This window comes from Gammaproteobacteria bacterium (assembly GCA_027296625.1).
Classification (GTDB): Bacteria; Pseudomonadota; Gammaproteobacteria; order JAKEHO01; family JAKEHO01; genus JAKEHO01.
In genome coordinates, this window is sequence record JAPUIX010000029.1 from 38,294 (window position 1) to 63,124 (window position 24,831).

The following is a 24,831-nucleotide window of genomic DNA, read 5'->3' on the forward strand; positions in this document are numbered from 1 at the left end:
TCACCCCCTTGCTGCCAGAGCCGGCTTTCCATTCCCAATTGCCTGCGCCGTAGCACTCTGTTCCATGATCCTCCCGTTGCAGGCATAGGAGGCCTCAATGAAGAGCTGTGTTTCCTCAAAGAGGCGCCGGGTCGTGTCTTCATCAAAGGTACGGACTTTGTCCTCGTGCCGACGGAAGAGATACTGAGCAAATTTCCCACCCGCATACTTGTCGTGGAAGAGCTTAGTATCGTAGAAGCGGGTGCGAAATTCGCGCACGATCGTCTCGGCATCATCGATAATATCCTGGTACTGTGTTCGAATAAGCCCCTTGGCTGCCGCCAGCATGGCGCCATAGGCAGCTTCGTCAGCCTTCTGGTAATTCCCGTCTTCAGAGTGTAGTTGCGCTTCGAAATATTGGCGCTCAGCGGCCTGCAGGTCGAAGTCGATCCGAGACACGATCTCACCGGCGCATTCACCCGCGGCCATGTCGTTGAGGGTAAATTCGCGCGGATCGCGCCAATCCGAATAGTAGGAGCGGTCCAGCTCATACGGCGGCACGGTGGCAACCTCGTCCACCAGCACCCGCAGCTCCCGCTTACCAATGCGTTTTATAAAATCCTGGAAGCGCTCGCCCTTCTCGCGTTCATTGAGATACTTGTCCGCGATCTGTTCAACGAAATCAGGGACGCGTTTGGAGGGCACCACGCCGATGGCAACACCATACGAACCCGCATTTTCCTCCCATTGACCGCCAAGGACGACCCGGAAATGAGGCACGGTCGTGCCACCCACCTTGCGGCTTACGCCGTAGAAGCCCAGATCGGCGAGGTGCTGTTGTCCGCACGAATTAAAGCACCCGCTGATCTTAATGCGCAGCCCTTGGATCGCCTTGTCCAGTTGTTGATACTTGGCCGCGAGCCGCACGCTGAGTTCCGCTGCGAGACCACGGGATGATGCGATGCCAAGTTTGCACGTGTCCGTGCCCGGGCAGGCGGTGACGTCCATAATAGTACCAGCACCCGCTTCGCCCAAGCCGATCCGCGTAAGCTCACCATGCAGGCCCGGAAGGTCGGCCTCCGAAACCCACCGCAGCAGGATGTTTTGTTCCACCGTGTTGCGAACATTCTCGCCGACGTACCGCCGTGCGATGTCACCGAGCTGGCGCATCTGCCAGGAGGTAATGTCGCCTAACGGCAGGGTCACCGTGGCCACCGCATACCCGGGCTGTTTCTGCAAATAGACATTGGTCGCCCGCCATGCCTCAAATGCCGCGTTCGTTGCGCCGCTGTTGAGCTTCGTGGCCGGCTTTAGCGGTTTCTCACCGTATGCGGGGAGTTCCTTCAGGTAATCGGTCCATGCATCGTCATGGGGAAGCGCCCGGCGTTCTTCCAGAACCATCTCGCGAAATTGGTCAATACCGAGCTTATCCACCAGGAATTTGATGCGCGCTCGGCCGCGATTCTTTTTCTCACCATGCCTCGCGTAGACGCGGGAGATCGCCTGAGATAATGGCAGGATCTCGTCTTCTGGTACGAACTCGTCAAAGAGCTTCGCCTGGTACGGGACCGCTCCAAGGCCACCGCCGACGTACATCTCAAAGCCCCTTTTCTCAACCCCATCCTCGACCCGGGTTCTGGCGATAAATCCCAAGTCATGCATAGTGGTCAATCCACAGGCCCGATGTTTGCAGCCAGAGAAAGCGGGTTTGAACTTGCGGCCAAAATCCTGCACATCGGGGTGCCCCAGCAAAAAGTGAGCGCAGGCCTTTGCGTAGGGGGTGACATCGAAGGCCTCATCACTGCAGACACCGGCCAGCGGGCACGCGGTGACATTACGCACGGAATTCCCACACGCTTCGCGGGTCGTGATGCCAACCGCCGCAATGCGCCGCATGAGATCGGGCGTGTCGTCAATATGGACGTAATGCAGCTGAATGTCCTGACGCGTGGTGATGTGGCAGATTGCGTCGCAATATTCTTCGGCGACATCGGCCAGGACATCCATCTGATCGGGTGTTAGCCCACCAAACGGGATCTTGATGCGCTGCATGCCTGGCGCATCCCATAAGGTCTCCCGTCCCTTCGTCAGCTCCCTGGACTTGAAAGACAAGGTGCGCTGGGCGGTACCATCATGGCGTTGGCCGTTGTCATAACGCTGGCCATACACACCTCGGCGCAAGCGCGTCTCGGCAAACAGCTTGTCTTCGACCTTGCCTTGGCGCTTAAGGTCCATCTGGGTCTCGTAGATGTCGATCTCCCGGGCAAGCTCGGGCGGCATCTGCTCTGCGAGGCGTGCTTTCCAACTCGTCATGGCGATATCTAGTTTACTCTTGACGAACTACAGTGTGCAGGCGATCCAACTTAACCAATGTACGCGTTGCGATCTTTGCGAAGGGGGAGCGACCCTTATTGCGAAGTAACGCGCAACGTACAGTGGCTTCTTATCTTTACTGCATAAAAAAGATAGCACCTTTGCCTTATTCATAAAATAACTAAATATATCTAAAGCTATAACTTCAGGTTATTAACCCCTCCAGGGTTTCTCGGCCTGTATGAAGCGTCAAAATGTGCCGTGCGCGAGGCGGGGCGGATAGGATCATGAGCCCTCGCCAGAGCCGAGCGGCGTCAATCTGATTCTTCGGAAGGCTTGAACTGCGCGGCGAGTTCCTGCTGGGTCTTTGGCAGCACCGGATCATAGTGACTGAATTCGATGGAATAGGAGCCCGCTCCACCGGTGATCGATTTGAGCTGGGACTGATAGCTGTCCAGTTCACTCAACGGCACTTGACCTGCGATGGACGTCATTCCGCCCGACAATGCACTGGTGCTGCTGATGCGTCCACGTTTTCCGGACAGATCGGCGGTGATATCGCCTATCGTGCCGCTCGGGGCTGAGATCTGTATATTGACAATAGGCTCCAGAACAACCGACCGCGCCTTACGAACGGCGTCTAGAAAAGCCTTCTTTCCCGCCGTCACAAATGCAATTTCCTTGGAGTCCACCGGGTGGTATTTTCCGTAGTAGACAATTACCTTAATGTCCTGCATGGGATAACCTGCGATGGCACCCTCATCAATCACCTGATGTATGCCCTTATTTATCGCCGGGATAAACTGTTTAGGAATCACCCCACCGACGATCTTATTGACAAATTCATAACCGCCGCCGCGTTGCATCGGTTCTACCTTCAAAAAGACTTCGCCAAACTGGCCGGCGCCACCGGTTTGCTTCTTGTGCCTGTGATGGCCTTCCGCACCAGCGGTGATCGTCTCCCGATAAGGGATCTTCGGCGGCCGGGTTTGCACTTCGACGTTGTAACGATCCTTCAGCCTTTCGAGGATCATGCGAAGATGCAGCTCACCTAGCCCCCTGATCACTGTTTCGTTGAGTGACGCGTTATGTTCCACATGGAAACTTGGATCTTCTGTTTCCAGCTTCTGAAGCCCATCCGAGATCTTCTGTTCGTCACCCCGACGCTTCGCTTCGATAGCGAGTCCGTGCATCGGCTCCGGAAGTGTTATAGAACTCACGTGAATATGATCCTCATCATGGGAATCGTGCAAAACTGCATCGAAATAGATTTCTTCTATCTTTGCAACGGCACAGAGATCGCCCGGAATACCCTTATCGATTTCAATGTGTTCCTTACCCTGAAGTTTTAATAGGTGCCCGACCTTGAAGGGTTTGCGACCGCTGCCAATGAAGAGTTGGCTTTCTTTTATTACGGTTCCCTGATGAATTCGGAACGCGCCTAAGCGGCCCACAAATGGATCAATACTGACTTTGAACACGTGGGCGAGGGCATGCTGCTTAGCATCAGGTTTAAAATGGACTTTTTCAGCATCATCGCCCTCACCTTTCAAGAAAAGCGGCGGATTTCCTTCCAGGGGATTCGGCATGAGCCGTGTAATTACATCCAGTAGTTCACCGATCCCAGCACCCGTCTGGGCGGAAACTAGACAGATGGGTACAAGATGTCCCTCACGCAGTGCCTTTTCGAAAGGATCGTGTAATTGCTCAGGAGTAAGCTCTTCCCCCTGTTCTAGATACAACTCCATTAATTGCTCATCCATCTCGACAACTTGATCGACGATCTGCGTGTGTGCTTCTTCAACTGAAGAAAAGTCGGTGGTATCGCCGGAGTTCTGGAAAAAACAGTCGGCGACGGACTTACCGCCATCAACGGGCAAGTTAATCGGCAAGCATTCACTTCCGAAGGTGGCCTTGATTTGGTCGAGCAGGCTTCGGAGATCAACATCCTCCACATCGATCTTGTTAATGATGATAAGCCGATCGAGGTAACGATCTTTGGCCCACTCCATCATCCGCTGGGCCACCATTTCGATCCCCGACTGGGCACTGATGACGACCGCAGCAGTCTCAACAGCAGGAAGCACAGCCAACGCTCGACCGATAAAGTCGGGATATCCGGGTGTGTCAACAAGATTGATATGCCGCCCCTGATAATCGAGGCTGGCGATGGCGCTGTCTAGCGAATGTTGATGCGCCTTTTCTTGAGGGTCGAAGTCCAGGACCGTGTTGCCCCGTTCAACTGACCCCATCGTCTTAATAACACCCGCTTTTTGTAGTAAGGCTTCGGCAAGGGTCGTCTTTCCCGAACCGCCGTGCCCAACAAGGGCGATGTTGCGGATGTCTTGTGTGGTGTACTTAGGCATGGGCCGATCCCTCCTTCTTTTCGTTCTTGCCTCAGCATCCAAACTGAACTCGATAGCTTGAGTATACGGAGGGAAGGCGACGGCGCAAGCCGTGGCTTGGAGTGACGAAAACGCCCCATGGCCGCCGGGTCGGCGTGTCGGATTACTCAGACGCAGGAAAAAAATGGTGTCGAGGGGGTCATGGGCGCCGGGACCCATCAGGGTGGTGTCTACCACCCACGCTATCGGGTAGAAGACTCCAGAACGAAATGCCTCCCCGACAGACGGAAGGCTCGCCTATCCCTTGGCCTCTATCCCCGGGCATCGACGACATGGGCATAGGGCGCCCCAGTCCAAGGCCACCCTGGAACCGTGTGTCCGGCTCAGATGAATTGATAGCGTGCGAGCAGCACGCGTCCTTTTCGGGTTAGATAGCCGTCAGGGTCAACGAAACCGAGCGCCATGGCCTGGGAATAGACAGTCCGAGGCGCGTTCTTCGGGAGGTAGACCATGCCGTCACCATAACGGTGTTGCAGTATCTGGGCGATCTGGACCTCCGTTGACTCGATTCTTTCAGTTGCCACTACGGCACTCATCTTCTCTCCTCCGCAATCCCCTCTCAAGGGCCAATCCGGCTATGTGAATCGCTATAATTCAATATGTTATATAGTTCTTTTTATATAGATTATATTATGTGATTTGTCAAATAAATTACTTAACTATCTAATTTATATGATTTTATATAGATAGGCCGCGTTCAGCGCCTCGGATCCCCTTGCCACTGGCGACGGTCGCCCGTTTGCATGCCCTTTCAGCGAAGAGAAAACAACGGCGCCCGCCAGCCGGGCGTGCCATGCGCTCGCGGCGATAGGGCGAGTAGGACTTAGGAGAAGTGGGGCCTTGCCAGATAGTCGTGGCTTCGCATCTCTCCGAGACGACTTACGGTACGGCTAAATTGCGGGGACAACTTGCCGTCACGATAAAGGGCAGTCGGGGGCGCTTCTGCCGAGATAATCAACTTCACATTCCGATCATAGAATTCATCCACCAGATTAATGAGGCGCCTGACCTTGTCATTATCGGCATCATCCATGGACGGAATATTGGCAATCACCACGGTGTGATAGCAACGGGCAATTTCAATGTAATCCGCGACACTCCGTGGCCACCACAGAGTTAGTCAAACTCAAACCAGGCCACACCGTCAGCACAACGCACCGTTGGCATCGGCCGCCCGTTGATCTCGAGCACGACGCCGGCTATCCCCGCATGCGGTGAGATATTGGTGAAACAATCGGCGAGACTCTGTGTTGCTGCATTGTCCAACGGGTAATGATAGATATCCCCCTTCTCCAGGATACGAAGCCGATAGTCAACTCCACCATCCACCATCACGACCGCTGTTTGCGTTTTTATGAGATCAATCGCCGGCAAAAAACGCTCCTGTTGCAGGCCCTCCCAGTAGAGTCTATCCGGCGGCTCATTTGAGGTTACCACTAAGGTTACACCACCATCGAACAGTGCCTTTAACAAGCCGCTGAGCAACATCGCATCCGTAATATCCGAGACGTGGAATTCATCGAGACAGATTACCCGCGCGCGCCGCACCAGGTCCTGAGCAACCACCTCAAGTGGATCCTCAACGGCATTGATGTTTTTGAGGTCACAGTGCACCCGCTGCATGAAACGGTAAAAATGAATGCGCTTTTTGTCTTTAAATGGCGGGCAGTCGTGCAGGGCATCCATGAGGTATGTCTTGCCCGTACCCACACCACCCCAGAGATACAAGCCCTTGACCGTGGCTTTATTCGCAGGACGTATCAGTTTCTTCAGCGAAGCAAAGACACCGGCCCGCACTTAACCGATGTTAATAAGGTCATCATACAGGCGTTGGGTATGCGAGACGGCACACTCCTGGGCGGGATCACGGCAAAACCCTTCCCGCCCAAGATCCGCTTTATATCTTTCCATCGGTACCATATTTTTTTTGTCGTTGTACGCTTGGGCTCCTACGCAAACCGATCATTGGGACCCTCTTAGTATCACAAGGCGACATAAAAAATAGTATCATGGCCCCATCGTTATCAATTCAAGATTGAAGACGTACATAAAGAAGAGCGTCGTCCTAAATCATGCCGCGCAGACTACATTTATCATTTCTTGACTACCACAGCGGCAAGTATTTTTATCTTCTGCTGTTACTCCTTATATGGCTTATTGGCTACCCACTTGTCGCCAATTTCCCCATTGCCCGGATTGCCTTTAGTGTCTTACTTACACTCACATTGCTTGCGAGTGTCTATGCCGTCAGCCAAAAAGGCCACGTCGTCCGCACCGGGCTGGTATTGGCGATCCTAACGTTTATTTTTGAGTGGTCCGCTTTTAAGTTTCAATTTTGGTGGCTTGAGTTTGCTACAGTAGTGTTGTTCTTTCTTTTCTCTGCCTACATCACGGGGATGATCGTGCTCCATGTCGTCAGACAACGTCGCGTGACCATGGATGAGATCTTCGCTGCCATCAGTGCCTATCTGATGATCGGGATGACGGGGGCACTGTTATTTGTCCTCATCGACCAGGTGGTTCCTGGATCGCTGTCCGTCTCTTCGAGTCTGGGCGCTGGAGGCCCTGAGGTGATGACTTTTCGACGAGTTGATTTTCCGACTTACCTGTACTACGGCTTTGTCACGTTGACCACCTTAGGGTACGGCGATATCAATCCCGTTTCTGCCCCAGCCCGAGTATTTTCTTATCTGCTCGCCGTGACCGGCCAGATTTATCTTACTGTGCTGATCGCCTGGCTCGTGGGCCTGTACATCTCGCAATCGCGAAAGGAATAGACCCACCATTCATACCCCTGGGCACTTCCGCGATCAAGGCCGCTCCCCTAACGCCCCAAAGAAGGGCTTGTGCATGAGACACACTGAATGATCCTGCGGGTGAGCAGATGTTGATTGGCGTCGCGATCCTGTTGCTACTCGGCCTTGTCTTCGGCCCGCAACTCTGGGCAAGACACACACTCAAAAAATACAGCGGCCCCAGAGACGACTTCCCTGGCACGGGCGGCGAGCTTGCCCATCACCTCCTGAATCGCTTCGATATGCCGGAAATCAAGGTGGAAGAAACACCATCCGGCGATCACTACGACCCCGGGGACAAAGCCGTCCGGCTTACAGGGCCCATTTTTAGTGGCAAGACGCTGACCGCTGTGGTGGTCGCCGCCCACGAAGTGGGGCACGCCATTCAGGACCAGACAGGCTACCGGCCACTGTCCATGCGTTCGCGGCTGGTTCGAGTAGCGGCCAGGGCAGAGAAACTGGGCGCCATGCTGATGGTCGCGCTACCGTTCATCGCCATACTCGCCCGCATCCCTGCCGTCGGCGCCCTGATCCTGCTTGCGGGGCTTGCGAGTCTCGGCATTCCGGTGCTGATCCATCTCGTTACCCTGCCGGTGGAGTGGGACGCGAGCTTTCGGCGGGCGCTGCCCGTGTTGGAGGCCGGCCAATATATCAGCGAATCGGATCTGCCCGCTGCACGCCGGATCCTTACAGCCTGTGCACTCACCTATCTTGCTGCCTCCCTGGCAAGCTTGCTTAACTTTTACACCTGGATCCGGATCCTCCGGCGCTAACGCCAAGTCACTAGCGTATTAGAACAGTGCCAGCTGGTTTCCATCCGACACTGGTGGTGTGAATTTCGATACGTCGAGTTTGTGCTCCGACTTGTTGAGTCCAAGACGTTTGCACGCGAGCCGGAAGCGACGGCGAATCAAATCCGCATAGACGCCAGTCCCCCTCATGCGGCTGCCAAATTCGGAATCGTTTTCTTTGCCCCCTCGCATGGCCCTCATCATACTCATCACGTGACCAGCTTTCAGCGGTTCATTTTCCGCTAACCATGCTTGGAAGAGATCTTTCACTTCCCGGGGCAGGCGCAGCAGAACATAACCGGCAAAGCGAACACCAAGTGCCGCACTCACTTCGAGAATGGTTTCAATTTCCTTGTCGTTTAGTACGGGGATCACCGGCGCTACCATGACACCCGTGGGGATCCCCGCATCATGCAGCCTACCTAGGGTCTCAAGCCGGCGCTGTGGAGCCGTGGCACGCGGCTCCATACGCCGCGCTAGGTTACGGTCCAGTGTTGTAACCGACACAAAGACTTCTACAAGTCCGCTTTCCGCCATCGGCCGGAGCAGGTCGATGTCACGTTCAACCAGTGAGGATTTGGTGACAATACTCAAAGGATGACGACATTCCGCCAGCACTTCCATGATCGCCCGCGTGATCTGCCACTTGCGCTCAATGGGTTGATAGGGATCGGTGTTCGTACCGATGGCTATCGGTTTGCATTGGTACCCCGGCTTTGATAGTTCGTGTTTCAGTAGTTGCGCGGCGTCGGGTTTTGCGAACAGCTTGCTCTCAAAATCAAGCCCAGGCGAAAGATCCATATAGGCGTGGGTCGGTCTCGCATAGCAGTAGATGCACCCATGTTCACAACCCCGATATGGGTTAATTGAATAATCAAACGGCACGTCAGGAGACTGGTTGCGCGTTATGATGCTTTTTGGCCGCTCCACCGTGACCGTCGTTTCAAGTGGTGGTGGCTTGGGGTCAGTCTTCTCCCAGCCATCATCGATTGGCTCACGGGAATGAAGGAGGTAACGCGCATTGGGGTTCTTGGCGGCACCCCGACCCCGGCGCTTGACTCGTGCGATGTCCGATATGGTGGCAGTCACGACCATGTCCTCTCAAAAAACTGCACGTTAGATAAGTTTCGCAATTGCTTGGCGCAACTCCACACAACGTGCCCATATGTTCGCAGCGTCATCGGCCTCAGGCTGCAGATGGAGATAGTGCCGGTAGTCCGAGTATGCCGCCTTGAAGCAGTCCATCTTGTCATAGATTTGGCCGCGGTCACGGACTTCTTCCGCTGCGTCCGGAACAATCAAGAGTATGTAGTTAGCCACCGTCAGCACCCGGTTTAAGTTACCATGACTTGCGTAAATGGATTTAAGGTTGCGCAGCATACGCACGAGGATCTCCTTTTTACTGGCGGCGTTAAGCAAGTGCTCTAGATCGACATCGAATGACCTTTCCTCGTCAACCAGCTTGTTGAGTCGCTGTTCCAGATCCGCCTTCCCAAGAGATAATCCGCCAGAGAACGGATCGAGGACGATCTCGCCCGACTCAAGGCGAAGTTTAACCAGAAAATGTCCAGGAAATGACACGCCCACTAGAGGCAACCCCAAACGCTGACCAACCTCCAGATAGATCACGGATAGACTAATCGGGATCCCGAGTTTTCTTTCTATGACGTCATTCAGAAAACTATTTCTGGGGTCAAAGAAATTTTCAAGATTCCCGGCGAATCCCTGCTCTTCGAACAGGTACCTGTTCAGTTCTGCCATCGTCCGGACCAGGGAGTCGTCCTCCCGCAGGTGGGTGCCAACCGCCACGGCCATTTCATCCAGCCGTCGCAAATACAGGTCCATATCCAGCTCGGGGTACGCCATCTTAGCGATTAGGAGTGCCGCCTCGGCTAGATTGATATCCTCGTCTGGGCCGGAGACAACGGACACAAAGCGTTCAATATCTGCTCGCATCATGTCAAACTCAATGTATTCGCCTTCCAAGCTGCCAGTCACCACTTGTTGATCGCACGCGAGTGTCCCTTAGTCTGTCTGTTACCAACACCTCTCTGGAACCCTCGATGTCAACGCCCATCCTATCTGACATCATTCTGCTTGTCCTGTTGCTTATCATGCTGTGGGTCGCCTTTCGCCCACTACGCTCGGCCTTCGAACATGATGCGTTGGTGCGCCTCGAGGCGCGATTGGACGAGCAATCGAAGCATATCCATAGGCTTGAACAGCGCCTCAGTGAGGTTCAGACGCAACAGGCCAATGCATCGGCCACATTACGCGAACAGCTTGTGGAGCGTTTCGAGATCCTGAAGAACGCAGTCTCTGAAAACCTCGCTGATGATCGCACGCAGGTCGTCCGCTCATTAGGAGAGCTCCGCGAGCAGTTGCAAAGCTTATTATCCGACCATCGGACCCGGTTTGAGCAGCGCCGGGGTGAAGCCATCAAGGCATCGCAGGATAGTCTGCAGGCAGGAATGACCACCGTGCAAAAGTAGGTTGCCGATGCGCTCTTGGGCAATGCTGAAGAACTCGGTAAGCGCGTGCAAGGCCTGACCCAGAGCACAGATAAACGACTTCAGCAAATCAGTGGCGAGGTTGAACGTCGCCTGACCGAAGGATTCGAGAAGACCACCGCGACCTTTGCGGACATCTTGAAACGCCGTGCACTTATTGTCGAGGCACAGAAAAAAATTACAGAACTCTCAACGAATGTAGTTAGCGTGCAGGAGGTCCCTTGCAGACAAGCGCTCCCGCGGGGCCTATGGTGAGGTGCACCTTAGCGCCCTTATCCGCAATGTCATGCCCCAAGCGAGCTTTGCCATCCAATATACCCTACCCAATGACAAGGTTGTGGATTGCATTCTGTTTTTACCGGACCCAACCGGGACTGTGGCCATCGACGCCAAATTTCCATTAGAGTCCTACCAGCGAATGACAGACATTGCGCTTGCAGAGTCCGATCGGAAGGACGCCGAGCGCCAGTTTAAACAAGATGTCCGTAAGCACATTCAGGACATCGCCGGCACTACCTCCGACGGCGCCGTGATGTTTATCCCGGCGGAGGCGGTTTTCGCGGAGATACAGGCCCATCACCCGGATCTTGTTGAGGAAGCGAACTCTTTGCGGGTTTGGATGGGCTCACCAACTACACTCTGGGCCATTCTCAACACGGCCCGCGCAGTGCTGAAGGACGCCGCCACCCGGGAGCAGGTAGATATCATACAGGAACACCTCGGCTATCTTGGCAAGGACTTCGAACGGTTTCAGAAACGGATGGATACCCTTTCCAGGCATATAGAACAAGCACATAACGACGTTAAGGCCGTACATAAATCGGCCGAAAGATCAGCTCACGCTTTGCAAAGATGGAACGGGTAGAACTGGCAGATGCAAAGCAACCGGTACTACCGATGGATAAAAGCGACGATCTAAGGTAATATTGCAATGCAGCAAATTAATTTGTGATTTAGATCAAAAATCTAGCAAATCATTTTGACTATACTTTCACGAAATTCTACCGGCTAAAGACGAATCGCAAATGGCTAAATTGCAGGGATTGATCCTCGATGTCGACGGCACATTAGCCGATACGGAAGAGGTTCACCGTCTCGCCTTCAATGCCGCCTTCAGCGACTTCAGCCTCAATTGGGAGTGGTCGCGCAAACTGTATGCAGACTTGCTATCCGTGTCAGGTGGCAGAGAACGGATCCAGTTCTATGCGGAAAGCCGCGGGACCGAACTGGAATGCACGGATGAACCTCAGGACTTCGCTGCCAAGATTCACCGAAGGAAAACGGTGCATTATCAACGTATGTTACGGGCCGCAAAGCTGCGCCTTCGCCCAGGCGTTGAACGGCTACTCAACGAGGCGCGCGCTAAAGGGATCCAACTCGGTATCGCGACCAGCTCATTGCGCGCAAATGTCGAAACCCTATTGGAAAACGTCCTGGGAGAGGAGGCGCTCACCTGGTTTGACGTGATTGCGACATGTGACGTAATCGCGGAAAAGAAGCCATCACCAGCGGTATATCTATACACACTAACCGAGCTTGGACTCGACGCGGATGCTTGCATGGCGATCGAAGACACCCGAAATGGGAATCTTGCGGCGCTAAGCGCGGGTATGAAGACAGTTATCACCACCCATCCATTAACCCGCCACCAAGATTTCAGCGGCGCAAGTCTCGTGCTCGACCACCTCGGGGAACCCGACAGGCCGTTTACAGCCATCGCGGGCTATGCGCACGGTGCACATTGTGTCAACGTTACTTTGCTACGTACGCTGCACGCACAAGAAGCCCGTCCCATGAAAGAAGACGCGTGGGGATCGCTTACCGCCTCGGCTGGGCAATAGCGCACGCCCTCGTTTGTTATTCCGGCTCTTTCTTAAAGCCTGTTTTAACCTAGCCTTAAAGTCGCGACGCTGCAAGCCAGAGCATACGCTTGTGCACAGGCGTGCGTCAGTAGCCCGCCTAGTGGTGGCGATGGTGAAGACTATGGCCACGGTAACCAAAGTGATAGGGGTACGCATACGGGTACGGATAAGCGTACGGGTAAGGGTAGTAGTACGGATCATAATAGCCGTAGGGATAGGGACCGTAGGGCGCGTATCCCGGGTAGTATGAATATTCGGGCCAGAGATAAAAGCTCTCCGATTGCACGAGCGGATAGGTGTAGACATGTTCACCAATGGGGCGTGTGATCATAGTATCTAAAACGCCGTAGACGGTAACACTTCGGTCCTGCGTGTAGATCACTGGATCGAGAAATCCCTCGATCCGCACAAGAAAGCGGCCCAGCGAGTCATCGGTAGCATACGGCCTGCCTTCGCTGTCTAGTTTGCGTGCCACCACTTCCACGTCGGTTTCAGTCTCCCTGTTTTCAACCGAGGCAATCGTCCCGCCCCAGCGTACGTAGCGACCTTTGAATTCCTGTAAATTATTTCGCACAGCGGCGACCGTGGGATTGTCGGGTGGAGACTCACGTATCTCAATAGGAACTTGGCTTGCACATCCCCCAAACCAGAGTGCTGTAATGACGATTACCGTGGGTCGCTTCATGGCCGTCCTTGCATTGTAGGCCTTGCCCGATCGATTTGACTAGCATGTGGTCCTAGCGTTCTTGGGGCTTGCCCGCTACCAGCAACCAATCGGTTCTCGCACCGATATCAGCATGCGCATCCCCTGTGAAACCCTTGTAGAATTGAACCATGACCCTCACAGAGCTCCGCTATATCGTTGCTGTTGCCCGCGAACGCCACTTTGGCCGCGCCGCGGAGGCTTGTTTTGTCAGTCAACCGACGCTCAGCGTCGCCGTCCGTAAGCTTGAAGATGAATTGGACGTGGTCCTCTTCGAACGCCGGAAAAACGAAGTCAGCATCACACCAATAGGCGAACGTATTGTCGAGCAAGCTCAGCAAGTACTCGAAGAAGCAGAGACGATCAAGCAGGTCGCTCAGGAGGGCAAGGACCAGTTAAAGGGTCCGGTGCGCCTCGGTGTGATCTACACCATTGGTCCTTACCTATTACCACACCTGATCCCTTTGCTGAATCGGCGTGCTCCTGATATGACACTGGTTATCGAAGAGAGCTTCACAGCCAACTTGCGGGAGGCTTTGAGACGTGGCGAGCTTGATATGATCATTGTGTCTCTTCCCTTTGAGGCGCCCGGTATCGTTATGCAGCCGCTTTATGATGAGCCGTTCGTCTTGGCCCTGCCTTCGGGGCACCCATGGGGCAAGACGAAAGCGATCAACGCAGAACAGCTCGCGGATGAGACACTGTTACTTTTAAGCGCCGGCAACTGTTTCCGCGATCAGGTCATCGACGTCTGTCCAGCATGCGCTCATGCGGGCGCACTGGATAGTCCTATCCAGAAAACGCTTGAAGGGAGCTCGATCGAGACGATACGCCAAATGGTCGCATCCGGTGCAGGAATCACGGTGTTACCCTGTACCGCTCAAAGCGACCGAAACGATCTAAAAGACCTGCTAACTATTCGTCCATTCACCGCGCCCGCACCGTATCGGCGCGTGGCGCTCGGTCACCGACGAACCTTTCCACGTCCCCAGGTCGTTGATGTCCTGCGACAAGCTGTAAATGACTGTCCGCTGAAGTGCGTGCGAAAACTGGAAGTAGATTACCCAGAATCGAACTAAAGACGTATTTTGGAACCCGCCAGATATCGGGAAATCCGCTCTGTGTGAAGCCCCGCCCAACGCAAGCAGCTATGCAATCTCTCATCACTGACTATCTGGCAACGATAAACGCGACTGTATTCTCCCTTTGCACACGGAGTAGCAGACTACCCTTCACATTATTCACAGCTGCAAGAAACTCATCAAGATTTTGCACAGGCTTGCGATTTACTGATGTAATGATATCTCCTGCCCGCAGCCCGTTCTGCCACGCGCGACTGCCTCTTTCAACGCCGTAGACCTGCACACCCGTAACATCACCATCGTAAGGAACATCCGATTTCAGATCGCCAAACGTTGCCCCGCCGAGCCTTGGATTCCTCAGCAGCCCTTTGAACACTTCCGTGCCTTTCGCCGACATGACAGTAGAAATCTGAATCGATTTGCCATTTCGTATCAGATTGAATTTTAGCTTTTCCCCTGGTCGAAGCAGGCCGATTTCATTGCGGACATCACTGGAATTCTCGATCGGCTCGTCGTTAACTGCACTGATGATATCGCCCGCCTTCAGGCCTTCCCGTTCCGCAGGCGAACCCGGTGTTACGCCGACTATGACCGCGCCCTTCTGATCCGACAAACCAAACGCATCGGCGAGATCAGCGTCGATATCTTGAAGCGTTACGCCTAAAAACCCGCGCACCACCCGACCATATTCGACAAGCTGCTCCATAATGTCCTGAGCCATGTTGATGGGGATTGCAAATCCAATCCCGATGTTGCTCCCCGTACGGCTGAAGATTGCCGTGTTGATTCCAACCAACTCACCACGAAGATTGACCAACGCGCCTCCCGAATTTCCTGGATTAATCGAGGCATCGGTTTGAATAAAGTCCTCATAACCTTCTATCCCAAGACCACTACGTCCAAGGGCGCTGACAATGCCAGACGTTACGGTTTGCCCAAGTCCAAATGGGTTGCCTATAGCAACCACAAAATCACCGACGCGCAAACGATCCGAATCCGCGACGGGTAAGTCCTTGAGATCCTGCGATGGTATTTTGATCACAGCCACATCGGTCTCGGGATCCGTGCCGACCAGTTCCGCTTTAAACTTGCGGCCGTCGCGCAGCGTCACTGTGATCTCTACCGCGTTTTGAATGACGTGATTGTTCGTTATTACATAACCCCGCTGCGCGTCTACGATGACACCAGACCCCAAGCTCTGCGTCTTACGTTCCGCAGGCTGATCTGGCAGGTTAAAAAACCGTCTGAAAAAGGGGTCATTGAGCAGCGGATTCTCGATGAGAATTCGGCCTTCCGTCGCAATGTTAACGACCGTAGGCGTGACACGTTCTAACATGGGCGCAAGGCTTGGAAGATCCTCGTCGCCCACTTTCGCAGGCAAAACCGCCAAACTACCCCAACTGAAGATCAGGATCCCAAGCAAAACACTTATCGATATGAGAAATCGCACAGTTCTACAAACACCGAACATCACAACATGAATGAAAAGCTAATTCACAATACTTAGCCGAACATTTGAACCTGGCGATGTTAGCTACATTTACAAACAAACACACTCACACGCTGAATGATACTACAGTGACCGAGCGGCGGCTTAAGAAGAACCCCCTCAATTAGGAACAGGCTCGTAAAAAAATATTCTTAAACAACCGCTCACCAATCCGGAAAGTTATGTGCGAGCGTCTTTAAGCGGGTGCGCAATTTTCGTAATTCGTCCAGCAAATCTAGTGCCAAAGCAGCGCCGGCGAGATTGATGCCGAGATCCTGCTGAAGACGCAAAACGGCATTGATTCGGCATAGGCTGTCCGATGTAAACATCCACTCGCTAGGAGATGAGCCTCTCACTTCCAACACACCTTCGTTCACCATCTCGATCACCGTCTCAGCGTTGAGACCTCTCGCCTGGCACAGCTCGCTCAGGGTCAATCTGGATGTTCGTCAAGGACCACTTCGCTTAGAAATATCTGACTTTGCCTTTTGGTTCCCATGTCATTTCCCCAAGTTTGCACGAGGATCAAAAGCCATTTCACGCGCCATCTGTTCATAGAGCGCTTTTTGTGCGTCCGTCTTTGGTTTCGGCGTGATCCCCTGCAATAATACATACTGATCGCCGTTCGGATCACCCGGCAAACCGCGCCCTTTGAGACGCAATTTCTGTGCTGATTGCGAACCCGATGGAATCTTAAGGTCCACCTTGCCCCCCAACGTCAGCACTGGCACAGTTGCACCCAACGCGAGTTCCCACGGAGCTACGGGAAGATTCAAATAAACATCTCGCCCTTCTGCGCGAAATTGCGGGTGCGGCCGAAAAGCCACTTGCAAATAAAGATCGCCTTTTGGTGCCCCTCCGATCCCTGCCCCACCCTGGCCAGCTAGCCTGATCTGCTGACCCTCAGTGATGCCACGGGGGATCTTCACCTTGAAGGTGCGCTTCTTACTTACCAGGCGGCCGTGCGCGTCGCGTTCCGGTAACTGCATTGTTACCTGTCGCGTAGCACTGCGGTATGCATCTTCCAAGTCAATGGTAAGCGTTGCGCGACGATCCTCACCACGCATTCGAATGTGCGTGTGCCTCCGTGTAGGGCCCGCTGCCGGTCCCATACCGAACAATGATTCAAAAAACTCGCTGAAGTGGCTGGCATCTGCGTCGCCAAAGCCGCTGCCGCCCTCAGCAAAGTGATACTCCCATCCTGGCGGCGGCGTGAACTCCTGGCCACCTTTCCACTGAGCACCCAACTGATCGTATGCTTGGCGTTTTTCCGGATCCTTGAGTACCTCGTAGGCCTCACCAACTTCCTTAAAGCGTTGTTCAGCGTCCGGTGCCTTGCTGACGTCCGGATGGTATTTACGTGCTAGCTTGCGGTAAGCACGCTTCATTTCATCTTGGGAAGCCGTGCGCGGAACACCCATGATTTCATAGTAATTCTTGTACTTCATCGATCCTCCGCCGAAAAGCAAAAGGCGGGGCTTCGCCCCGCCAAGACATTACGCAAAAATCACTATAACAATTAACTTTGTACGGCAATCCTGCGCGGCTGTACCCGCTCGTGCTTGGGAATGGCGATCTCAAGTACGCCATCCTTGCCTTTGGCCTTAATTCCTTCCGCATCGGCGCTGTCAGGCAGGCTGAATCGACGATAAAATGTGCCACGCGCACGCTCGATGCGCTTGTAGCCTTCCCGTTCCTCCTCCGTCTGAGTCGAGCGCTCGCCTTTCAGCGTCAGCACACCGTCTTCCATAGTAACTTCAATGTCCTTGGGATCAATCCCCGGCACATCGGCGAGAATAACAAAGCGATTGTCCTCTTCCTTGATGTCCACGGCGGGCCTCCATCCACTCGTCACTATGCTAGAGCTATCGCCTTCCTGTAAATCGCCCAAACGCGATTCAAATAACCGATTCACTTCCTTCTGGAACTGGTTCAGCAGATTCCAAGGTTCATAACGTACTAATGCCATCTTTCTGACCCTCCTTTATATATAAGGTAATCTAAGAATTAAGCACCTACTCGATTGGCCTAATAGCCACCTTACCTTATATATGGGGGCATAGATTCCACTTTCAAGGACCTCGCCACAGATACCCTTTCCCAACAGAGGGTACCGGAGGGGCACGGATAGAGCCTCCAATCAGGGCGACTTGTCACGCTTTCGCATCACCCAAATGCTGAAGTAGCTGGCGTAGAAACTGCTCTACCTCTGCTGGACTTGTCAGGTAATAGGCAGCAGCTGTAGCCCTCGGGCGGTCCCAGACTACAATGCCGATGCCGCAATCCGCGACCGCTCGTAAGGCATCTTCATCAGTGACATCGTCGCCGATATACAACATGTGCTCGCAGGCCAGCCCGAGGGATTCCAGCAGCCACAAGACTACCTTTCCCTTATCCCAGTCAACGCGAGGCTGCAACTCAACGACCTTCTTGCCTTCTAATTTTCTCAAGTTGGGATGCGCCGCATGCACCTCCTCCACTGCTTGGGTGACAGCTGGAATATCCTCCGGGGCTGCTAAACGATAGTGTACGGCGACCGAAAAACGCTTGCGTTCAACCATTGTCCCCCTGATCTTAGCAAGCCGCGCGCTGAGGCCCTCTTCCGCGCTGTCGATCATGGGCAACATGGATGCCGCTTGCTCATGGTGGATCCGCTCCCCATCTGGATGCGCAATTTCAAATCCATGATCTGTGGCGTAATTGAGATTATCGAGACCCACACGATCTTTAATGTCGTCCATAGTACGTCCCGTGACGATGGCAATGGGACAGTACTCTGCAAGCGCACGGATCGTCTCACGCATGCTGTCCGAGAGTGCTGCGTCCTCTGGTCGCGCCGCAATCGGCGTCAACGTCCCATCGTAGTCAAGAAAAACGGCAACATGTCCGTCGCTGAGCCGCTTGTAAATGACTGCGAGTGAATCAAGTGCTGAGGGCAATCCCATCACCTGGATCTCTGAGAGCTGTGTCACCACCACGTCGGCCCCGTGCTGTAATAGCACATTGCGCTGCCCGGCCCTGTCAACGCCGATCACCAATCCGAAGCCCCCCTTGCGGCCAGCCTCAACCCCTGATAGCGCATCCTCAATCACCACAGCGCGTGCGGGCTCAACGCCGACACGCCGAGCCGCTTCCAAAAATGTATCAGGGGCTGGTTTGCCTGGAAGACCAAGCTTTGCCGCCTCAAGACCGTTAACCCGCTCCTCGAACAGATCGACGATGCCCGCCGCTTGTAAGATCGCCAAGCAGCTTTTGCTAGAAGAAACCACCACAACCGCGGTACCCTCCTCTCTCAACCTCCGTACCAAGTCAATAGCATCCTGGTAGGTTTGTACGCCTTCCTCATTTAGCGACGCGAGGAACGCCTGGTTCTTTGCATTGCCAAGACCACAGATGGTTTCCTTCATCGGATCGTCCCCGGGATCACCATAGGGGAGTGTGATACCTCTTGATGCAAGAAAACTTTTGACCCCATCGTAGCGGGGCTTTCCATCCACGTATGCTCGGTAATCCGCATCCGCATCAAACGGTTCGGCGTCAGTGCCTTGTCGTCGCTGCAGATAGCTGTCAAATAAGCGCTTCCAGGCAGCCGCATGCAATTCTGCTGTCTTCGTGATAACGCCATCGAGATCGAAGATGACCAGATCGAACGCCTGAGCGGATATCACGGGGCAGAGCGGCGAAGAGGTCTTTCGTTCTGAGGCCATCGACTTTCTACGATATTTCCGTTTTAGTCCCACTGACATATCGCACAATACGTATGGATCCAGTTGATCCAACCCGAAATGCACCTTCGGCTTTTTCTTCACATGAACCAATTAAACCAGCTTCCCTGCTACGGTGCATTGATCTAGATCAAGCATGCCGTTTGGGAACGATTGGGCCGTAAGAGCCGAGGTACATTCTAACTTCTCAGGCCTACCCGCAGCTCGCAAAGCCCCTGAGCTCTTCCATTCGACAGGCTTTACGGGAGAAACCAAGGACGGCCTTAGACTGCGAGCGCGTAATAAGCTTCACGCAGGAACCAGACCTTTAGCTGGGCCGCTAGCGCTTGCTTCTGCCGGCGACCGGCCCGCCGATTAAAAAAAGCTGATATCGTGGCACGGCACGCCTCGTGCAACTCGAAGTACGCTTCATCTGTGACGATCGAGGTATGCTTGACCTCATGGATATATATTAGGTGCGTTGTTTTCTCGATTTAGGTTTTTTTACACGATGCTTCAACTGATAGGATTCAGCTCGATCTTGTAATACCTTCGTATACACGTTTAGGTGGCTTTTCGTCATGATCTCTTTTGTGTAATGCTGCTCAACAATATTCCTTCCGGTGTCACCTAGTCTCCGCCTCAATCTTGCGTTATCCAACAATAAGACAATTCGGTTACTCAGTGCTTCAAAGTTTCTGGGCGGTATCACATAGCCCGACAATCCGTCCTGAACCACTTCCGGCATGCCGCCCATTCGCGTGACAATAATGGGTCGTGCCGAAGCAAATGCTTCCAACATCGCTAGACCAAAGGGCTCTGAAGCAGATGAGGGATAGACGACAACATCAGAGACCTTATACATGTCCGGCATTTCTTCCAGTGCAAACACATCGATAAGGACGTTATCTCCAATCCCTAAAGCTCGGATTAACTCAATAAAATAAGCGATATCTTTTTCTTGCGAGACTTCCCAATCAATAATATTTTTTGAACCGGCGAGAACCAGCATGGCATCGGGAAGGTGTTCGAGAACCGTTCGCATTGCCTTAATCGTCACGTCACATCCCTTTGCTAAGCCCATACGAGCTGGGTGAAATACAACTTTCTTGTTTTTCAGTTGAGGATATTTTTGCAACGCTTTAGTCGTTTTCCCTCGCAATGAGTATTTCGAAAGATCAAGGCCATGATAAATCGTTGTTGTCATTGCATCATCAATACCAACGCCAAGGATCTCCATGCGGATATAATGGCTCACCGCAATGATATGTGACCAGTTAACCTCCCGCGTTAAGGTAAGAAAGAGCGCATCATCCCAAACATTATGGGCTGTCAGCAATAATGGAACATTCATCTCTTGGCAAATGTCATCCAAAACTTGGATATGCGGTTCACTAAAGTAATGCATGTTGTGCGTGTGGATAATGTCCGGCGCAAATGCCCTTATGCGCTCGAGATAGAGCCGATTCAGGTCGGACACAAGACCATCAAGGCCGCGTTTAACCAGCCAGTTTAGATCAAAAAGTGGGGTGCGAAAGATTTCGACTCCATGAAAATGATCATGTGCCTTCTCTTCCAAGAACGCTCCTGTGAGCAATGCGACTTGATGCCCCTGTTTAACCAGTTGCGGCAAGAGAATTGACAAGTGTGTCTCGACCCCACCGATGGTGGGCGGGAAACCCCAGTGCATGTGGAAAATCCTTAATTTTCTGCGGCGTGCCATAGGCTAGAAAATATCTTCCACATCCACCCGGGTTTGAGACCGTTTTCTACTGAGTAGACGGTACAATCGACCTAGTTCGAGTTGTTGCTTCCGCCCATAAACCTGTACCGTCACAGTACGTTCATCACCGCGCACCCGATCAGCTTCTCGTCTACATCGGAGCAACACTTGTCTTTTGTCCACCGTGACGTCGAATCTATCGCCATGCCAATAGAGCTTGAACGAGACTGCTTGCCATTGCCTGGGGAGATGCGGATCGAAGCAAAGGATTCCATCGCGCAGAAACACGCCACAAAAACCCATAACGACCGCTTGCCAAGTTCCTCCTAGAGCAGCAGCGTGAACACCGTCCTGTGTGTTGCCATACACATTATTCAAATCTATCGAGGCAGTGATCGCAAGGTAACGGTAGGCCATATCTCGAAGGCCAAGCCGGCTTGCCACACAGGCATGAACGGTCGTACTCAATGAGGACTTGTGAAGGGTACGTTTCTCATAATGCAAGAAGTTCCGTGCCACGGCCTCGTTCTTGAGCATCCCCCGCAGCAGATACAGCAGCATGAGGACATCCGCCTGTTTGACAAATTGCGTTTGGCCGATCCTTTCTAGCCTCACATTTGACGGGAGCTGCGGCAATGAATTGCCGTCGAGATCGGGCATCGGATACTTACGCCTTTTAAAATAACCGTCAAATTGCTCGATCAGGCTGCCGTCCTTGTGATTCGGAATATTGATCCCCTCCTCGATCGCTTGCCACGTTTTCAGCTCCTTTTGTCTGAATTTTAAGCGCTTCGTAAGCGCACGTACCGCTTTTGGATCTGAGCGCTTGAACGTCAAGTATAGCGTGCGGGCCACCCTCAGATTCTCTCGCGCCATCGCATTCGTATAGGCATTGTCGTCGACGTTGTCGTGGAACTCATCGGGACCTATTACATTATTAATACTGTATTTGCGCCGATTACTATCGTACTCGACGCGACTCGCCCAGAAGCGTGCCGTCTCCAAGAGCATTTCCAGACCGTGATCTAACATAAACCGTTTATTATCGGTGGCGTGATAATAATGCGAAATACCATAGGCAATATCGGCAGTGATATGATGCTGTCGCTCCCCCGTATGGATCTCGATAACCCTCCCATCGAAATCCTTGTGCCATGTTGGCGTTACGTCCTCACCCGTGCCGGCCGATTCCCAAGGGAACATGGCACCGGAATAACCCCCCAAAGCCGCCTGGACCCGCGCAGCAGCCAAACCCCCGTAGCGATATAAGAGGAGTTTTTTAGCGAGATCGGGAGCAGTATAGATATAGAATGGCAGCATGAAGATCTCCGTATCCCAGAAAATGTGGCCACGGTATCCTTCACCAGTTAGACAACGCGCTCCTATACTGATGTCATTTTTAGTGTGCTCTGTAGCGGCAATAAGAAGATGATAAATACTGAATCTTAATTTCCGCTGTAACCTGAAGTCCCCCTTTATCTGGATATCTGAGCGCTGCCATATTTTTTCCCATCTTCTACTATGTCGCTTAAACAGTTCATCGAAACCCGCAAGTACGCTTCGATTAAGTGTATCCAAAGCTCTGGAGCGCACCGCAGATTGGGGTACTGTTTGAGATGTAAACAGCGCGAAGTATTTTGTAATAACCACGGTTCTCCCGGCTCCTACTTTTAAAGTAAAGATCGGCCTTAGCTGATGTCGTAGACGACCGTTGTGGTACACCGTGAGATGAGAAGCGTAGCCAAGTAGTACCTCTTTTTCAAAAGTCTTCATGCATAAATAGTTCGTGTTGTCGACCGTCGTGTACTCATGAATATGAAAGTGCCGCTTCGCCCCTTCTGTAACCAGTCCCATGTTAGTGACAGACGTGTCGATTCCGCTCCGCACTGTAAATACGGTGCTCGAGTTAAGGGGGGTTAGCTCCACTCGCATTACAGCAACATGTGGATTAAACATAGAGATAAATCTCAGAGATTTATATTGGACCTTGTTCCTCTCCCTTGTCGTCTGATACAAAGTGTTCCGGAATATGGCCCCATGTCTCATGTCAAGTGCGCGGCTGTGATCGAGCACCTCCATGGCAGATACGTCCAACTTTTCGCCCCCGATGGCCACCTGCAGCAAAAACGGGTTAGGGGCGTTGATGAGCTCTGTAACGTGAGCACCCGTATTGTCATAGAGCCCCGCGAAAAAGGTTCCTGCTCGCGAGTCGCGCGGGAGTTCCTCCAACACACCGCGGCTACCCAAATAACCATTGCCGAGCGTAAACTGGGACTCCTCGACGCCCTGTTGTGTGGGATCCCAACCGGATATGGCGATATGCCACTCCGACGTTGAGAGATAGCTCTCAAGAGGTTGGCGCATAGGCGTTCACACGTTCTAGTACTTTATTACAGTTTCTCTCGTTCAAATCAGTTGCACCGAGTTGACTGTTGACTAAGCTTGTCTATTCCGTACCGTCACGATGACCGGAAACCAGGGCCATAGGCGTATGCTTTGAAATAAGTGGAGTCCCCCTCGCGCAAGTATGTGCCCCCGTCAAGCCCACCGCTGATAGGGCCCGCCGCCGATTTTTAGATGTTATAGCCAAGAGCCAAGAAAAACCACATGGTCTAATCCAACCGGATAACCAGAATTCGCCTATACGCGGTGCATCCATCGGCATAGATTTGCAAAACTGCCCTATTGGGGAGCGGACCTTTAGTGCCACAAATTGGTCCTAAAGATCTTAGTTTATTCGCACACCGCTGCTTCGCACTTATGGCAATGATGTCCAAAAAGATCACTGAGCTGCCGACCATGCGGAATTGTGAGCACGTGTTTGCCGATCGGGATGATGCAGGCCGGGTGCTTGCCGAGATGCTCGAATCAGACATCGAGCGCGACGCGCTTGTGCTCGGGATCCCCGCAGGGGGCGTCCCCGTGGCAGCCGCTATTGCACGACAACTCAACCTTCCCCTAGATGTTGCAGTGGTCAGCAAGATCACACTGCCCTGGAACACCGAGGCCGGGTACGGCGCAGTAGCGTTTGACGGCACCGTGCGCCTGAATGACGAACTGGTCCTGCGACAGGGCCTGGACGCACAGCTGGTCGAGGAAGGCATTGAGACGACCAAGCGGAAGGTTATACGCCGCGTGAAAAAACTCAGAGGCGATCGAATGTTTTCGGAGGTGGCTGGCCGACCGTTGATTCTGGTCGATGATGGCCTTGCCTCGGGATTTACCTTGCGAGTCGCCGTCGAGGCCCTGCAAAAACAAGGCGCCAATCGCATTCACGTGGCGGTGCCCACGGGCCATGCTGATTCAGTTCGAGAAATTAGCCAATTGGTTGAGGCGATCTACTGCGCCAATATTCGCGAAGGATGGAGCTTTGCTGTAGCAGATGCTTACCAACGGTGGGTTGATATCGAGGAAGATGACATCATCGACCTGCTTAAAGCCACGCCGGCCGATTCCTAAAGGCGCTCTCCAAGAC

The 24,831-nt window shown here is 53.2% G+C and carries 22 protein-coding genes and 1 pseudogene; 9 read left to right on the top strand and 14 right to left on the bottom strand.

The window, feature by feature from the left end; translation table 11 throughout:
- Both O6944_01525 and fusA read right to left on the bottom strand, forming a co-directional pair.
- The gene (locus tag O6944_01525; protein ID MCZ6717830.1) at positions 1 to 2,292 is read right to left on the bottom strand and encodes a nitrite/sulfite reductase; all 2,292 of its coding nucleotides are present in this window, start codon (positions 2,290 to 2,292) and stop codon (positions 1 to 3) included.
- Positions 2,293 to 2,606: 314 nt separating this feature from the next.
- Complete coding sequence (gene fusA / locus O6944_01530; protein ID MCZ6717831.1) at positions 2,607 to 4,658, bottom strand: elongation factor G; 2,052 nt, start codon at positions 4,656 to 4,658, stop codon at positions 2,607 to 2,609.
- Between the two features lie 117 nt (positions 4,659 to 4,775).
- Between fusA and O6944_01535 the strand changes: the two genes are divergently transcribed.
- The gene (locus O6944_01535; protein MCZ6717832.1) at positions 4,776 to 4,979 is read left to right on the top strand and encodes a hypothetical protein; all 204 of its coding nucleotides are present in this window, start codon (positions 4,776 to 4,778) and stop codon (positions 4,977 to 4,979) included.
- Between the two features lie 41 nt (positions 4,980 to 5,020).
- Here O6944_01535 and O6944_01540 read toward each other — a convergent pair whose 3' ends face one another.
- Together O6944_01540 and zapE are read right to left on the bottom strand one after the other, a co-directional pair.
- A complete protein-coding gene (locus O6944_01540) occupies positions 5,021 to 5,233 on the bottom strand; it encodes a hypothetical protein (GenBank protein MCZ6717833.1) in 213 nt (70 codons plus the stop codon).
- Positions 5,234 to 5,520: 287 nt separating this feature from the next.
- Positions 5,521 to 6,617, bottom strand: a pseudogene (zapE, locus tag O6944_01545) (cell division protein ZapE).
- A gap of 152 nt (positions 6,618 to 6,769) precedes the next feature.
- Here zapE and O6944_01550 point away from each other — a divergent pair.
- Entirely contained in the window at positions 6,770 to 7,474 is a 705-nt protein-coding gene (locus O6944_01550; GenBank protein ID MCZ6717834.1) for a potassium channel family protein, read from the top strand.
- Between the two features lie 107 nt (positions 7,475 to 7,581).
- Positions 7,582 to 8,265 (top strand): zinc metallopeptidase, encoded by a 684-nt coding sequence (locus O6944_01555; GenBank protein ID MCZ6717835.1) that lies wholly within the window; start codon positions 7,582 to 7,584, stop codon positions 8,263 to 8,265.
- Positions 8,266 to 8,283: 18 nt separating this feature from the next.
- Here O6944_01555 and O6944_01560 read toward each other — a convergent pair whose 3' ends face one another.
- A complete protein-coding gene (locus O6944_01560; GenBank protein ID MCZ6717836.1) occupies positions 8,284 to 9,372 on the bottom strand; it encodes a PA0069 family radical SAM protein in 1,089 nt (362 codons plus the stop codon).
- A gap of 27 nt (positions 9,373 to 9,399) precedes the next feature.
- A complete protein-coding gene (locus O6944_01565) occupies positions 9,400 to 10,281 on the bottom strand; it encodes a tetratricopeptide repeat protein (protein MCZ6717837.1) in 882 nt (293 codons plus the stop codon).
- A gap of 65 nt (positions 10,282 to 10,346) precedes the next feature.
- Between O6944_01565 and O6944_01570 the strand changes: the two genes are divergently transcribed.
- The 4 genes from O6944_01570 to O6944_01585 all read left to right on the top strand — a co-directional run bounded on the left by O6944_01570 (position 10,347) and on the right by O6944_01585 (position 12,634).
- The gene (locus O6944_01570) at positions 10,347 to 10,775 is read left to right on the top strand and encodes a hypothetical protein (GenBank protein MCZ6717838.1); all 429 of its coding nucleotides are present in this window, start codon (positions 10,347 to 10,349) and stop codon (positions 10,773 to 10,775) included.
- Between the two features lie 15 nt (positions 10,776 to 10,790).
- Positions 10,791 to 11,048, top strand: coding sequence for a hypothetical protein (locus O6944_01575; protein MCZ6717839.1), 258 nt, complete (start codon positions 10,791 to 10,793; stop codon positions 11,046 to 11,048).
- A 1-nt stretch (position 11,049) separates the two neighbouring features.
- Positions 11,050 to 11,658, top strand: a complete 609-nt coding sequence (locus O6944_01580; protein ID MCZ6717840.1) for a DNA recombination protein RmuC — start codon at positions 11,050 to 11,052, stop codon at positions 11,656 to 11,658.
- Positions 11,659 to 11,818: 160 nt separating this feature from the next.
- On the top strand, positions 11,819 to 12,634 hold the full coding sequence (locus tag O6944_01585) for an HAD-IA family hydrolase (GenBank protein MCZ6717841.1): 816 nt from the start codon (positions 11,819 to 11,821) through the stop codon (positions 12,632 to 12,634).
- Between the two features lie 118 nt (positions 12,635 to 12,752).
- Here O6944_01585 and O6944_01590 read toward each other — a convergent pair whose 3' ends face one another.
- Complete coding sequence (locus O6944_01590; protein ID MCZ6717842.1) at positions 12,753 to 13,340, bottom strand: Slp family lipoprotein; 588 nt, start codon at positions 13,338 to 13,340, stop codon at positions 12,753 to 12,755.
- 149 nt (positions 13,341 to 13,489) lie between these two features.
- Between O6944_01590 and O6944_01595 the strand changes: the two genes are divergently transcribed.
- Positions 13,490 to 14,437, top strand: a complete 948-nt coding sequence (locus O6944_01595) for a hydrogen peroxide-inducible genes activator (protein ID MCZ6717843.1) — start codon at positions 13,490 to 13,492, stop codon at positions 14,435 to 14,437.
- A 91-nt stretch (positions 14,438 to 14,528) separates the two neighbouring features.
- On the opposite strand, the gene O6944_01600 is transcribed toward O6944_01595, so the two are convergent.
- The 7 genes from O6944_01600 to O6944_01630 all read right to left on the bottom strand — a co-directional run bounded on the left by O6944_01600 (position 14,529) and on the right by O6944_01630 (position 23,720).
- Positions 14,529 to 15,911: a DegQ family serine endoprotease gene (locus O6944_01600; GenBank protein MCZ6717844.1), complete on the bottom strand. Its 1,383-nt coding sequence runs from the start codon at positions 15,909 to 15,911 to the stop codon at positions 14,529 to 14,531.
- A gap of 182 nt (positions 15,912 to 16,093) precedes the next feature.
- Entirely contained in the window at positions 16,094 to 16,366 is a 273-nt protein-coding gene (locus O6944_01605) for a MerR family transcriptional regulator (GenBank protein ID MCZ6717845.1), read from the bottom strand.
- A gap of 63 nt (positions 16,367 to 16,429) precedes the next feature.
- The gene (locus O6944_01610) at positions 16,430 to 17,377 is read right to left on the bottom strand and encodes a DnaJ domain-containing protein (GenBank protein MCZ6717846.1); all 948 of its coding nucleotides are present in this window, start codon (positions 17,375 to 17,377) and stop codon (positions 16,430 to 16,432) included.
- Between the two features lie 71 nt (positions 17,378 to 17,448).
- Positions 17,449 to 17,898, bottom strand: a complete 450-nt coding sequence (locus O6944_01615; GenBank protein ID MCZ6717847.1) for an Hsp20/alpha crystallin family protein — start codon at positions 17,896 to 17,898, stop codon at positions 17,449 to 17,451.
- 184 nt (positions 17,899 to 18,082) lie between these two features.
- Positions 18,083 to 19,636, bottom strand: a complete 1,554-nt coding sequence (gene otsB, locus O6944_01620; protein MCZ6717848.1) for a trehalose-phosphatase — start codon at positions 19,634 to 19,636, stop codon at positions 18,083 to 18,085.
- 469 nt (positions 19,637 to 20,105) lie between these two features.
- Positions 20,106 to 21,323, bottom strand: coding sequence for a glycosyltransferase family 4 protein (locus O6944_01625; GenBank protein ID MCZ6717849.1), 1,218 nt, complete (start codon positions 21,321 to 21,323; stop codon positions 20,106 to 20,108).
- Positions 21,324 to 21,359: 36 nt separating this feature from the next.
- Positions 21,360 to 23,720: a hypothetical protein gene (locus O6944_01630; GenBank protein ID MCZ6717850.1), complete on the bottom strand. Its 2,361-nt coding sequence runs from the start codon at positions 23,718 to 23,720 to the stop codon at positions 21,360 to 21,362.
- 396 nt (positions 23,721 to 24,116) lie between these two features.
- On the opposite strand from O6944_01630, the gene O6944_01635 reads away from it, so the two are divergent.
- Complete coding sequence (locus O6944_01635) at positions 24,117 to 24,815, top strand: phosphoribosyltransferase family protein (protein ID MCZ6717851.1); 699 nt, start codon at positions 24,117 to 24,119, stop codon at positions 24,813 to 24,815.
- The last annotated feature ends 16 nt before the right edge of the window (positions 24,816 to 24,831 follow it).